Source organism: Enterobacter sp. JH25, from assembly GCF_021725435.1.
GTDB classification, from domain to species: Bacteria; Pseudomonadota; Gammaproteobacteria; order Enterobacterales; family Enterobacteriaceae; genus Enterobacter; species Enterobacter intestinihominis.
The window spans coordinates 2089634-2102886 of record NZ_CP091319.1 but is presented as its reverse complement, the minus strand read 5'-3'; the positions used below and the strand labels follow the sequence as shown (position 1 = coordinate 2102886).

The 13253-nt window shown below is 57.1% G+C and carries 9 protein-coding genes and 1 pseudogene; 5 read left to right on the top strand and 5 right to left on the bottom strand.

Annotated elements, in window-relative coordinates:
• The first annotated feature begins 127 nt into the window (after positions 1 to 127).
• The 3 genes from tynA to L2Y28_RS10225 all read left to right on the top strand — a co-directional run bounded on the left by tynA (position 128) and on the right by L2Y28_RS10225 (position 5700).
• Positions 128 to 2401 carry a primary-amine oxidase gene (gene tynA, locus L2Y28_RS10235; protein WP_022648015.1) on the top strand — a complete coding sequence of 758 codons (2274 nt, stop codon included), beginning with the start codon at positions 128 to 130 and terminating at the stop codon, positions 2399 to 2401.
• A 166-nt stretch (positions 2402 to 2567) separates the two neighbouring features.
• On the top strand, positions 2568 to 4541 hold the full coding sequence (locus L2Y28_RS10230; protein WP_022648014.1) for an alkyl/aryl-sulfatase: 1974 nt from the start codon (positions 2568 to 2570) through the stop codon (positions 4539 to 4541).
• Positions 4542 to 4593: 52 nt separating this feature from the next.
• Positions 4594 to 5700: a GGDEF domain-containing protein gene (locus L2Y28_RS10225; RefSeq protein WP_022648013.1), complete on the top strand. Its 1107-nt coding sequence runs from the start codon at positions 4594 to 4596 to the stop codon at positions 5698 to 5700.
• 322 nt (positions 5701 to 6022) lie between these two features.
• On the opposite strand, the pseudogene L2Y28_RS25570 reads toward L2Y28_RS10225, so the two are convergent.
• Positions 6023 to 6085 (bottom strand): annotated as a pseudogene (locus tag L2Y28_RS25570) (hypothetical protein); the annotation flags it as partial.
• Positions 6086 to 6249: 164 nt separating this feature from the next.
• The gene (locus tag L2Y28_RS10220) at positions 6250 to 7749 is read right to left on the bottom strand and encodes an aldehyde dehydrogenase family protein (protein ID WP_022648012.1); all 1500 of its coding nucleotides are present in this window, start codon (positions 7747 to 7749) and stop codon (positions 6250 to 6252) included.
• A gap of 241 nt (positions 7750 to 7990) precedes the next feature.
• Between L2Y28_RS10220 and feaR the strand changes: the two genes are divergently transcribed.
• Complete coding sequence (feaR, locus tag L2Y28_RS10215; RefSeq protein ID WP_022648011.1) at positions 7991 to 8899, top strand: transcriptional regulator FeaR; 909 nt, start codon at positions 7991 to 7993, stop codon at positions 8897 to 8899.
• Here feaR and L2Y28_RS10210 read toward each other — a convergent pair whose 3' ends face one another.
• Genes L2Y28_RS10210 through L2Y28_RS10200 form a run of 3 tightly spaced genes read right to left on the bottom strand, consistent with a single transcriptional unit; the run spans position 8900 to position 12052 of the window.
• Positions 8900 to 9217 carry a YdbL family protein gene (locus L2Y28_RS10210; RefSeq protein WP_022648010.1) on the bottom strand — a complete coding sequence of 106 codons (318 nt, stop codon included), beginning with the start codon at positions 9215 to 9217 and terminating at the stop codon, positions 8900 to 8902.
• Between the two features lie 7 nt (positions 9218 to 9224).
• Positions 9225 to 9416, bottom strand: a complete 192-nt coding sequence (locus L2Y28_RS10205) for a YnbE family lipoprotein (protein ID WP_003857369.1) — start codon at positions 9414 to 9416, stop codon at positions 9225 to 9227.
• The gene (locus L2Y28_RS10200) at positions 9413 to 12052 is read right to left on the bottom strand and encodes a YdbH family protein (protein ID WP_022648009.1); all 2640 of its coding nucleotides are present in this window, start codon (positions 12050 to 12052) and stop codon (positions 9413 to 9415) included. Before L2Y28_RS10200 ends, L2Y28_RS10205 begins: the two co-directional genes overlap by 4 nt.
• A gap of 210 nt (positions 12053 to 12262) precedes the next feature.
• Here L2Y28_RS10200 and L2Y28_RS10195 point away from each other — a divergent pair, with 210 nt between their 5' ends.
• Positions 12263 to 13252 carry a 2-hydroxyacid dehydrogenase gene (locus tag L2Y28_RS10195; RefSeq protein ID WP_022648008.1) on the top strand — a complete coding sequence of 330 codons (990 nt, stop codon included), beginning with the start codon at positions 12263 to 12265 and terminating at the stop codon, positions 13250 to 13252.
• Position 13253 lies beyond the last annotated feature (1 nt).

Genomic DNA, 13253 nt, shown 5'->3' with positions numbered 1-13253 from the left:
CCCCCGGTCTTTTTTTAACCTGGCAAGACTGACAAACAACCTGGCAGATGCAGGCAAACGCTTTTCGCGCGCGCCTGTCAGGATAAGGCTGACACAACACAATAAACACAACAAGATGAGGTCTGCGATGGGAAGCAATTCTTCTTTTTCTGCCCGTAGAACGGCACTGGCCATGGCCGTTGCGCTCTGTTGCGCCTGGCAATCCCCTGTTTACGCTCACGGCAGCGAGGCGCATATGGTCCCGATGGACAAAACGCTTCAGGCGTTTGGCGCGGACGTGCAGTGGGATGATTACGCCCAGATGTTCACCATCGCTAAAGACGGTGCCTTTGTGAAGGTCAAACCCGGCGCCAACACCGCCATCGTTAACGGCAAACCGCTGACGCTCCAGGTGCCCGTGGTGATGAAGAACAATAAGGCCTATATCCCGGAGACTTTTATCAACGATGTCTTTCAGTCCGGTCTTGATCAGACATTCCAGGTTGAAAAACGCCCCCACCCGTTAAACGCGCTGACCGCTGATGAAATCAACCAGGCCGTAGCCATTGTGAAAGCCTCTGCGGATTTTAAACCCAATACCCGGTTTACCCAGATTGCGCTGGCGGAGCCAGAAAAAGCCAAAGTCTGGGACTTCGTGCTTAACGGCACGGCGGTGGATGCGCCCCGCCAGGCCAATATCATTATGCTTGACGGCAAACGCATCATCGAAAGCCGGGTGGATCTGAAGGACAAAAAGATCCTCCGCTGGGAGCCGATCAAAGACGCGCACGGCATGGTGCTGCTGGATGACTTCAATACCGTGCAGCAGATCATCAATGAAAGCCCGGAGTTTGCCGCCGTGCTGAAAAAGCGCGGCATTACCGATCCGAAGAAAGTGATCACCACCCCGCTTACCGTCGGCTTTTTTGACGGCAAGGATGGGCTGAAACAGGAAGACCGCCTGCTGAAAGTGATCAGCTATCTCGACGTGGGCGACGGTAACTACTGGGCGCACCCGATCGAAAACCTGGTTGCGGTGGTGGATCTTGAGCAGAAGAAAATCCAGAAGATTGAGGAAGGCCCGGTCGTGCCGGTGCCGCTCACCCCGCGTCCTTATGATGGCCGTAACCGCGTTGAAACGGTGAAAAAACCGCTGGAGATTATCGAGCCGGAAGGCAAGAACTACACCATTACCGGGGATATGGTGCACTGGCAGAACTGGGATTTTCATCTGAGCCTGGACTCGCGCGTCGGCCCGATGATCTCCACCGTGACCTATAACGACAACGGCAAAAAGCGACAGGTGATGTATCAGGGATCGCTCGGCGGAATGATTGTGCCGTACGGCGACCCGGATATCGGCTGGTACTTTAAGGCCTACCTGGACTCCGGCGACTACGGCATGGGTACCCTGACCTCCCCGCTGGTGCGCGGCAAGGATGTTCCGTCTAACGCCGTGATGCTCAACGAAACCATCCCGGACTATACCGGTGCGCCAATGGAGATCCCCCGGGCGATCGCCATTTTCGAGCGTTACGCCGGGCCGGAGTATAAGCATCAGGAGTTAGGTAAACCCAACGTCAGCACCGAGCGCCGCGAGCTGGTGGTGCGCTGGGTCAGCACCGTGGGTAACTACGATTATATCTTCGACTGGGTATTCCACGAAAACGGCACCATCGGCATTGATGCAGGGGCCACGGGCATTGAAGCGGTGAAAGGCGTGCAGACGAAAACCATGCATGATGCCACCGCGAAGGATGACACCCGATACGGTACGCTGATCGACCATAATATTGTCGGCACCACCCACCAGCACATCTACAACTTCCGTCTGGATATGGACGTGGACGGCATCAACAACAAGCTGGTGGCCATGGATCCGGACGTCAAACCGAACACCGCTGGCGGACCGCGCACCAGCACCATGCAGGTGAATCAGTATGATATTGATACTGAACAGCAGGCGGCGCAAAAGTTTGATCCGGGCACCATCCGCCTGCTGAGCAACACCAGCAAAGAGAACCGCATGGGCAACCCGGTCTCGTATCAGATCATCCCTTACGCGGGGGGCACACACCCGGTGGCGACGGGCGCGAAGTTTGCCCCGGACGAGTGGATTTATCACCGCCTGAGCTTTATGGATAAACAGCTGTGGGTGACGCGTTACCATCCCGACGAGATGTACCCGGAGGGAAAATACCCGAACCGTTCCACGCACGATACGGGCCTAGGCCAGTACAGCAAAGATAACGAGTCGCTGAACGACCAGGATAACGTCATCTGGATGACCACCGGCACCACCCATGTCGCCCGCGCCGAGGAGTGGCCGATAATGCCGACGGAATGGGTGCACACGTTACTCAAGCCGTGGAACTTCTTTGACGAGACGCCAACGCTCGGCAAGAAAAAAGAGCAGAAATAACACGTTGACCGGGCACGATGCCCGGTTTTTCATTCGCTTTCTTGCTGAATACCACTCCCCGATTATAGTTAATGTTACTTCGCTTAATGCTTTTGCAACATCTGAAACATTTTGTAGATATCGAAGTATCCATGAACAACGCTATACATAACCGAGAGGTTTTAGGATGAAAGTCAATGAGATAGTAAGAAGCCTTGCGCTGGCCGGTTTTTTCATTTCCGCCAGTTCAGCCTGGGCCGCAGAAGCCCCTAAGGATGCAACCGCAGCAACTCAGCAGGCCAACAACGCACTCTTCAACCAGCTTCCTTTCTCTGATAACACCGATTTTACCAATGCCCACAAAGGGTTTATCGCCCCGCTACCTCAGGAAATTATCAAAGGGGAGCAAGGCAACACCGTCTGGGATCCACAGCAGTACGCCTTTATCAAGGAAGGCGATAAAGCGCCCGATTCGGTTAACCCGAGCTTATGGCGTCAGTCCCAGCTGATTAACATCAGCGGCCTGTTTGAAGTCACCGAGGGCGTGTACCAGATCCGTAACCTCGACCTGTCAAACATGACCATTATTGAAGGTAAAGAAGGCATTACCGTGGTCGACCCGCTGGTGTCGGCGGAGACGGCCAAAGTCGGGATGGATCTTTACTATAAAAATCGCGGCAAGAAACCTGTCGTCGCTGTTATTTACACCCACAGCCACGTTGACCACTATGGCGGCGTGCGCGGCGTGGTGGACGAAGCCGACGTGAAGTCCGGCAAGGTTAAAGTCTACGCGCCAGCCGGATTTATGGAGGCCGCCGTCGCGGAAAATATCATGGCGGGCAACGTCATGAGCCGCCGCGCCAGCTATATGTACGGCAACCTGCTGAAGCCGGATGCGAAAGGCCAGGTGGGTGCGGGGCTCGGCACCACCACCTCCGCCGGGACGGTGACCCTGATTGCCCCGACCAATATCATCGAGAAAGATGGTCAGAAAGAGGTGATCGATGGCCTGACCTATGATTTTATGCTCGCGCCGGGCTCCGAAGCGCCTTCTGAGATGCTCTGGTATATCGAAGAGAAAAAGCTGATCGAGTCTGCGGAAGATGTCACCCATACCCTTCACAACACCTACTCCCTGCGCGGTGCGAAAATTCGTGAACCGCTGCCATGGTCGAAATACATCAACCAGGCAATTGTACGCTGGGGTGATAAGGCCGAAGTTATCATGGCGCAGCACCACTGGCCGACCTGGGGCAACGAGAATGTGGTTAACCTGCTGAAAAGCCAGCGCGACCTCTACCGCTACATCAACGACCAGACCCTGCGCATGGCGAATGAAGGGCTGACGCGTGACGAGATCGCCGCCAACTTCAAGCTGCCGAACTCCCTGGCCAATACCTGGGCCAACCGAGGCTATTACGGTTCAGTCAGTCATGACGTCAAAGCCACCTACGTGCTCTATTTAGGCTGGTTTGACGGCAACCCCGCGACCCTGGATGAACTGCCGCCTGAAGAAGCCGCGAAGAAATTTGTGGAGTATATGGGAGGCGCGGATGCCATCCTGAGTAAAGCTAAAACCGATTTTGACCAGGGCAACTATCGCTGGGTGGCTCAGGTGGTCAGCAAAGTGGTATTCGCCGATCCAAACAACCAGGCCGCACGTAACCTTGAAGCGGATGCCCTGGAGCAGTTGGGTTATCAGGCTGAATCCGGCCCATGGCGTAACTTCTACCTGACCGGCGCGCAGGAGTTGCGTAACGGCGTGGTGAAAGGTCCCACCCCGAATACCGCCAGCCCGGATACCGTGCGCGCAATGACGCCAGAAATGTTCTTTGACTATCTGGCGGTGCATATCAACGGTGAAAAAGCAGCGGATGCAAAATCGGTGTTTAACATCGACCTCGGCAGCGACGGCGGCAAATACAAGCTGGAGCTGGAAAATGGCGTGCTGAACCACACGGCGAACGCCGAAGCGAAGGATGCTGACGCGACCGTGACCCTCAACCGCGATACGCTGAATAAAATCATCCTGAAAGAAGTGACGCTTAAACAGGCTCAGGATAATGGCGATATCAAAGTGACGGGCGATGCCGCAAAACTCGATGCCATGCTCGGTTACATGGATAAATTTGAATTCTGGTTTAACATTGTGACCCCGTAAAGGCATGCACTCGCGGGCGGTCTTTCCGCCCGCCACAGGGACATTCTCTCTCATGGAAAAAAGACACAACGCCACTCCGGAGCCCGCGATCTGGCCGACCCGTAACGCCATGGTTGTCCACGGGCTGGCCATGAACCTGCCGTGGCTCGCCTTCGTCAACGCGAGCTTTGCGCTCATGATCCTGCTGCGCAATTCCCTGTTCGGCCAAATTGATACCCTCTTACACGTCAGCCCACCTCTCACACAGATGATTGACGCTTCCATGCTGGGGGTAGTCATCCTTTCCGTGGCGCTGGTAATAATGGCCTGGCGCCACATCCGCGGCGTCAGCGCCGTGCTGTTAATGTGTAGCCTGCTATGGTCGATAAGTTGTTACTGGTTTATCAACGTGATACAGCTTCCTCATCCCTGGCCGATATTCGTTACCCTGCTGATGGCCGGTATGACCGCGCTCTATTTTCATCCGGTGGGGCTGGTGTGCTTTATCGCGCCGCTGTGGATCACCATGCCCGTTGCCAGCATGCTGCTGAATCAGGAGATGAACCTTCGCTTTGCCGGGCTGTGGGTGGTGTTCACGTTCATTCTCGTTTGCGGACGCTACATCCTCTTAAGCTGGTTTGAAGAGGCCTGGCGTCGCAACCAGCAGAATCAGCGTTTAATTTCGCGGCTGGATGCGCTGGCCCATCAGGATCCGCTGACGAAAACGGCCAACCGCCGGGCGATGGAGCTGGTGCTGGAAAACGCGGTGGAGCAAGGCAAACGCTTCACGGTCCTGATGCTGGATGTCGACTACTTCAAACTGTATAACGACACCTATGGTCACCAGGCGGGGGACGCGTGTCTCGCGCGGGTCGCGGAGGTGCTGAACTCCTCGGTGCGCACGCCAGAGGATGTGGTTTCGCGCTACGGTGGTGAGGAGTTCGTCGTGATCCTCTTTGACTGTGAAGAAAGCGTTGCTGAGAAAGTCGCCGCGCGGATCCAGGCTGGCCTGCGCACCGCAGCCATTGCGCACAGCGCGTCGAAGGTGAGTGAATGTGTGACGGTGAGTATGGGCATTGCAGGCTATACCCCAGGACTGGCCGGCCCGGAAATCATCGCCCGCGCCGATGCGGCGTTGTATCGGGCGAAGGAGTCCGGGCGGGATAGGTGGTCGCTGTAAGTTACGCCGGGTGGCGCTGCGCTTACCCGGCCTACAAAACCAACCTTTTCCTTGCTCCCGTAGGCCGGGTAAGGCGTAGCCGCCACCCGGCGTTTTTTTAATACCGCACACACCGACTTGGTTTCACACCAGCCGTCCAGCCAGTCGGGGCGGAAATCATTGCCCGCGCCGATGCGGCGCTGTACAGGGCGAAGGAGGCCGGGCGGAATCGGTGGTCGCTGTAAGTTACGCCGGGTAGCGCTGCGCTTACCCGGCCTACAAAACCAACTTTTTTCCTCGATCCCGTAGGCCGGGTAAGGCGTAGCCGCCACCCGGCGTTTTTTTAATACCGCACACACACCGACTTGGTTTCACACCAGCCGTCCAGCCAGTCGGGGCCGAAATCATCGCCCGCGCCGATGCGGCGCTGTACAGGGCGAAGGAGGCCGGGCGGAATCGGTGGTCGCTGTAAGTTACGCCGGGTGGCGCTGCGCTTACCCTGCCTACAAAACCAACCTTTTTCCTCGATCCCGTAGGCCGGGTAAGGCGTAGCCGCCACCCGGCGTTTTTTTAATACCGCACACACACCGACTTGGTTTCACACCAGCCATCCAGCCAGTCGGGGCCGAAATCGCGCCCGGTGCCAGACTGCTTCATGCCGCCGAACGGCAGGTTGGCATCTATCAGCGTGTGGCTGTTCACCCACACGGTTCCGGCTTGTAGCCTGTCGGTGTACTCCAGCGCTTTACTGATGTTCTGCGTCCAGACGCTGGCCGTTAAGCCGTATTCAGTGTCGTTCGCCAGCTGAAGCGCCTCTTCCCCGTCAGCTACACGGACCAGATTCACCACCGGCCCGAAGACCTCTTCACGCGTCAGTCGCAGATGATTATCCGGGTTGACCACCAGCGTTGGCGAAACGTAATAGCCTTTGCCGTCTGGCCCCCGGTTCCCGGCGATCAGCTCCGCATTGTGCGCCTTCGCCTCATCCAGAAACGCCTGGACCTTATCGCAGTGGGCGCGCGACACCAGCGGGTTGATAAACGCATCCGGCGACATGCCCGGCCCGACGCTCAGGGATTTCACGGCCTGTTCAAAGCCGCTGACCAGCGTGTCGAACAGCGGAGCTTCAATATATATACGTGAACTGGCCGCGCAGACCTGCCCCTGATTCAGGAAGCTGCCGGTCATCAGCCCTTCAATCACCCACGCCGGATCGGCATCTTTCAGCACGATGGCCGGGTTTTTGCCCCCCAGCTCCAGCGTCACGCCCGTTAGCGTATCCGCCGCCGCGCGGGCAATCTGCTTGCCCGTCGCCGTCGATCCGGTAAAGCTCACTTTGGCAATGCGCGGGTGCGAGGTCAGTGCCGCGCCACAGACGGCGCCACTGCCGGTCACCACGTTGAATACGCCATCCGGGATCCCCGCCTCGCTCGCCAGTTCCGCCACCCGTAACAGGGTGAGCGGCGTGGTTTCCGAGGGTTTGATCACTATGGAGCAACCTGCCGCCAGCGCGGGCATCACTTTCCACATGCCAATCATCAGCGGGAAGTTCCATGGCACAATCCCCGCCACGACCCCAACCGGCTCTTTACGCGTCCACGCCTGATAACGCGCGCCCTGCGGCAGTGGAATCGAGAGATCGAGGGTTTTACCGGCAATTTTGGTGGTCAGCCCTGCCGTGTAGCGCATCCAGTTCAGGGTGCAGCCCACCTCGAAGGCGCGGGAAATGTTAATCGATTTCCCCTGCTCCAGGGTTTCGAGCTGTGCCAGCTCTTCGCCATGCTGTTCCACCAGATCCGCAAACCGCAGCAGGATGCGTTCCCGCTCTGCCGGAAGCCGCCCGGCCCAGCTTCGGGCGACAAAGGCGCGCCAGCCAGACATCACCGCACGATCGACATCATCAACGCTGGCATCGGCGGTGGAGGCAATGACCTCTCCGGTCGCCGGGTTGTAGACGTTCAGACGCTTTTCGCTATCGGATGCCGCCTGACGCCCTTCGATCCACAGGCCGTGCTGGCGATCTAAAAACTGCTGCACGCCAGGCAGGACGGCGACGTGTGATTCGGACATAGGATACTCCTTCGTTATGCTTCGCAGGGTGTGTATGCAGTCTAAGAGGGGATTCGCATTCCTGCTTTTGTCTGTGTGACATTCGCTTTGCCAGCTGTGACAGGCTCCGCAAATCGTGATAATTCCCGCTTATATCGCTGTAACCGTTGAGTGTTCTTTCCTATAGTCAGCCTCGTAGCCCTGACAAAATGCAACATAAATGCAACAATGCGAAAACAGTGACGGTGCAGCGAGAACATCAATGGCATGTGCAAGCGAACAGGACAATTTTCAGCAGTGGCTGGCGCAAATTAACCAGGTTTGTGGGCGCTTTGCGGCACGTCCGTTAGAGGGGGCGTTTCTCGGCGAACTGGAAACCAGCTACACCCAAAGTCTGAAGCTGAGCACGGTGACCGCCGCAGGCGTTAACCTGTTTCGCACCCGTCAGGAGATCAAAAACGGCAACGATGCCTGGTTCTACACCGTCTTTCAGCTGGAAGGCAGCGCCGGAATCGAACAGGACGACCAGCGCGCGCTGCTGAAAGCCGGGGATATCACGCTGATTGATGCCTCCCGCCCGTGCTCCATTTACTGGCAGGAGCGTTCCCGCCAGATTTCGCTGCTGCTCCCGCGACAAATCATTGAGCAACACGCGCGTTTTCAGGAAGTGAGGTGCGCGCTGCCCCTCTCCCGCAGTCTGCCTACCGTACAGCTGAGCTACCGACTGTTACAGGAGAGCATGGGCAATACCGATCTCAGCGCCAGTGAAAGCGAAGCGGCGCTGGAGGCGATGGTGTGTCTGCTGCGTCCGGCCTTCCAGCAGCATGACGAGGTGCTGCCGCGCAAGGAGCGTCAGTTCCGCCACGTTCTGTCCCTGATTGACGATCATATTCAGTCGGAGGCGTTAAGACCGGAGTGGATAGCCTCAGAGAGCGGCATGTCCGTGCGTAGCTTGTACCGCATGTTTGCCGGGAAAGGGCTGGTGGTGGCGCAGTATATTAAGAACCGTCGCCTCGATTTATGCGCTCAGGCGCTGCGTTCCATCGGCGATGACGAAAAGCTGGCGGGCATTGGCTACAGCTGGGGCTTTACCGACCATAGCCATTTTTCCACCGCCTTTAAGCAGCGTTTCGGGGTTTCGCCGGGCGAATACCGTAAGCGTTACCGCTAGTTACTTTTTCAGCCATTTGCCGTTAATCCCCTTCACGTACTCACCCGGCTGCGCGCGGGCCACCAGCTTTTGCCCCGCCATTTTCGCCACCTCGTCGACGGGCAAATTATTGCTGTCAGCAAGCTGCTGGTAACTTTCCGTGCGTGCGGCGTTGATACGGTTCACCAGCGCCAGGGTTTCAGCGTCGTGCTGAACGGGCGCAAGATAGCCGCTCAGGGTTTCCCCTACGCGCCCCTGGGTGCGCGCATCGTTGAGCGTAAGCGTGGCGGCGTGAACGTTCATCCCCAGCGCCAGTAACATCAGAGCTAATCGTTTCATGGCATCCTCAGAACAGATCGCTGCGGGATTTCAGCAGGGCTTCGACGTCTTTATCCACCTTGATATGGATTTCATGCTCGATTTTCACGTTCATGTTGATGGTGATCGGCTCTTTGGGCGCCGCTACTTCAATGCGCGGCGTGCAGCCTGACAGCAGCGCGACGACGGCCACGGTGAGTACACCAGCCCTCTTTTTCATTGTTGTTCCTCACTTTCCTTGCCTGTCGAACCGCGGAGAAGGGGTATCGCCGCATGTTGCTCAAACCATGTTTGCAGATTGTCCCCAAAGCGCAGGCTGCGCCAGAGGGTAAAAATGTTCTCTTCATGGGTGTAATTCAGGTTAACGAAACTGCTTTTGCCCTCGACGCGGCTGGTGCCTTTAATGGCCGCCTGCATGGTTAACACACCCAGATTATCCACATTGAGTTTTGTCCACGACTGCGAAATTTCCATATAGCGGAGCCAGTTGATCGCCGCCCCGGCAACCACGTTGTCTTTCACAATGGCATCCGCCGTGTCTTGGTCGATGCGCAGCGTCATCGGCCCCGGGTTGGTCAGCCAGCCATCTTTAATGATCCATTTCTCATTGTCCAGCCAGAACGGCAGCGCGCCGCTCACCGGGCCGGACATGGCAAACTGCTTCGGATTTACCGCGCTTATCAGTTCGCTGGAGGAAATATTATCCACGCGCAGTAAAGCCGGATCGTGCTGCGGCATTCTCAACTGCTGCATGGTGATTTTCCCGCCGAGCGCTTCCACCTTCACGTTGGTGAGCAGGAGCGGGTTCGCTTCGGTCCAGGGATAATCGCCCTGAAGATCCGCGGTGAGATTTCGGGCTGTGACCAGGTTTTTCACCTCGTCGATTCGTAACGTTACCGGTCCGCGCGTGCCCAGTGACCAGGTGCCCTGGCTTAAGCGGAACGGCAGAACAAAATCAACGCCGTTGATTTCGTTATCCGGCATCCACGCGCTGCCCGCTTTCAGCACGCCGTGCCCCCCGGCCTCAAACCCCTGGTCGGGGGCCGCCGAGAAAGCCACCTGCGCGTACATTTCGCCGCCGCGCAGGGTCATTTTCCAGTCTGGCGGGATCAGCGGCTGGAACACTGTAAGAGACTGTTTTGGCCACCAGGCCTGACCGCGGAGGCGTTCGCCGTCCCAGCGTCCATTCACCTGGACCGGGCCGATGTCATCCGCATGAAGGTTCCCTTTAAACTGGAACACCGTCGGGTCTGTCCCGTCAACGCTGAAGGTCAAAACGGACGGCGGCAGCACGCTTCCGCCCGAAAAGCGCGTTTGGCCGGCATTGAGCGCGAGCGCACCGCTAAAGTTGGGGTTATCCGGGTCCCGCGACCAGCGCACCGGGTGATCCAGCACCAGGCGCGGTTTGCTGACCAGCATCGTGCCGTACTGCAATTTGTCGAACCCCGTGGAAAGATCGGTCAGTTCGATAACGTTGTCGCGCCACTCCCCGGTTCCCCGGACATCCCAGCGCGCGTTCATCGGCGTGAAGTTCCCTTTACCCCAGTAGCGCCACTGCCACAAACCGTTGTCCGGTAAAAAGTCGTTAGCCTGGCCGTCCAGATGCAGCTCAAAATTGCCCATCTCGTTTTCATGCGCCCGCAGAATGGCTTGCAGGCGGCCGTCCACGCCCTTTTGCGTGAGCTTCACGCCCGCCAGCGGCCAGCGGATCTCATCGATATCCAGCGAGTCAATGATGCGTCCGCGCGAGCGCAATAGTGCGCCGGGTTCAAACGTAAGCTGCGGATCGTAAAGGCTGCCGGTCAGCTTCGCCGGGAGTCTGGCATACAGGATCAGATCGTTTTGCTTGGCTTCCCCGCTCAGGTGCAGCGGCATAGCGCTGTTTTCCATACTGAGCGAGCCGGGACCGATATTCAGCACCGCGTTGCCCTTACCCGCGTCCCCCTGGGTCAGCACGTTGAGCCGCCCCGTGAAGGTGGCTTTCTCCAGCCCCTGCTGCCAGTTATCCACCTTCAGGCCGATGCGACCGCTCATCGGCATACCGGAGGCTGACCAGTTCCAGCGCCCGTCGCTGATGGTCAACTGCTGAGCGGTGATCTGCCACGGTAAATCGAGCAGCGGATCGGGGTTGTCCCGCGCCATAACCACCAGCTGGCCCTGATTATCCTCCCAGTCCAGATCGGCATCGACCAGCGAGGATAACTGTGGCACGTTAAAGGTCGCGACCGTATGCCCTTTCACCGGTACGCCGTCCGGCACCAGCGGCAGGGTAAATTCACCGACCAGCTTCACGGGCTGCGACTGGTCCGGCAGCTGCACATCGAACTGGCTGATGGAGAGCGTCTGGCCGCGCAACTGCCCCTTAATGCTCACCTGCTCGCCTTTATAGGTGATGTCCTGGCGGGCTGGCGTCAGTGAGGCATGCAGCTCACCCTCCCACTGCTGCCAGGGAGAAAGGGTAAAACGGTGGATGGTCAGCCAGGTGTTGGGCAGGATGGCCTGCCACTGCGCCAGCGTTTTCGGCGCCACCGTAGACGGCGCCGATTGCGGTAATTTGCTCAGGCAGACAGAGTTAAGTTCAAGTGCGTCAATATCCAGATCCCAGCGGCTGGGGTGTGACAGGGTCACGTTTTCCATGCGGGCAATTTCGCACTCTTCTACCAGATAACGGAGATCGGGGATGATCAGGGCGTGGCGCGTGAGCCGTGGGCTTTTTTCAAACGCGATGCGTGTTCCAACGGGAAGCCAGATCCCGGCGAGCGTGGGCACCCACTGGGCGAGCGTCATCAGCAGCGTCAGCGGCACAAGAAATAGCAGCAGTAATAGCGCGATTGCGGCTTTGTATTTACCCTTCATGGGCAGTTAATATCCTGATTTTGCGAAATAAATAAGCCGTTCTTGCCGCTCATTGTCGCATGTTTAGCCAGTCGGTTGAAGGTAATGCCATTTTTAAGAGTAGATGCTCTACAATAATTCATAGAACTTATTGATTTCAATGAATTTTGAAAAATTGTAAGATAATTTTAAACATGTTAACGTGGTTCCAAAATCACTGGAGAAAGTCTTATGAAACTCGCGGTATATAGCACAAAGCAGTACGACAAAAAGTATCTGCAACATGTTAACGAGACGTACGGTTTCGATCTTGAATTTTTCGACTTTCTGCTGACTGAAAAGACGGCTAAAACCGCCCACGGCTGCGAAGGCGTGTGTATCTTCGTTAACGATGACGGTAGCCGACCGGTACTGGAAGAGTTGAAAAAACAGGGCGTGAAATACATTGCCCTGCGCTGCGCGGGCTTTAACAACGTCGATCTCGATGCCGCCAAAGAGCTGGGTCTGAAGGTTGTTCGCGTTCCGGCCTATTCTCCGGAAGCCGTGGCAGAACATGCGGTCGGGATGATGATGTCGCTCAACCGTCGTATTCACCGTGCCTATCAGCGTACCCGTGATGCCAACTTCTCTCTGGAAGGGCTGACCGGCTTTACTATGTACGGTAAAACCGCAGGCGTGATCGGTACCGGCAAAATTGGTGTGGCCGCCCTACGCATCCTGAAAGGATTTGGCATGCGCCTGCTGGCGTTTGATCCGTACCCAAGCGCCGCTGCGCTGGAGCTGGGCGTGGAGTATGTCGATCTGAAAACGCTCTTCTCGCAGTCTGATGTTATCTCCCTGCACTGTCCGTTGACCCCGGAAAACTATCACCTGCTTAACCAGTCGGCGTTCGACCAGATGAAAGACGGCGTGATGATCATCAATACCAGCCGCGGCGGACTGATCGACTCTCAGGCCGCTATCGAAGCGTTGAAAACGCAAAAAATCGGCGCGTTGGGTATGGACGTGTATGAGAACGAACGCGATCTGTTCTTTGAGGATAAATCTAACGACGTGATTCAGGACGACGTGTTCCGTCGCCTGTCGGCCTGCCACAACGTGTTGTTCACCGGCCACCAGGCGTTTCTGACCGCCGAAGCGCTGATCAGTATTTCGGAAACCACGCTGGGGAATTTACAGCAGCTTGAAAAGGGCGAAGCGTGCCCTAACGCGATCGTTTAAG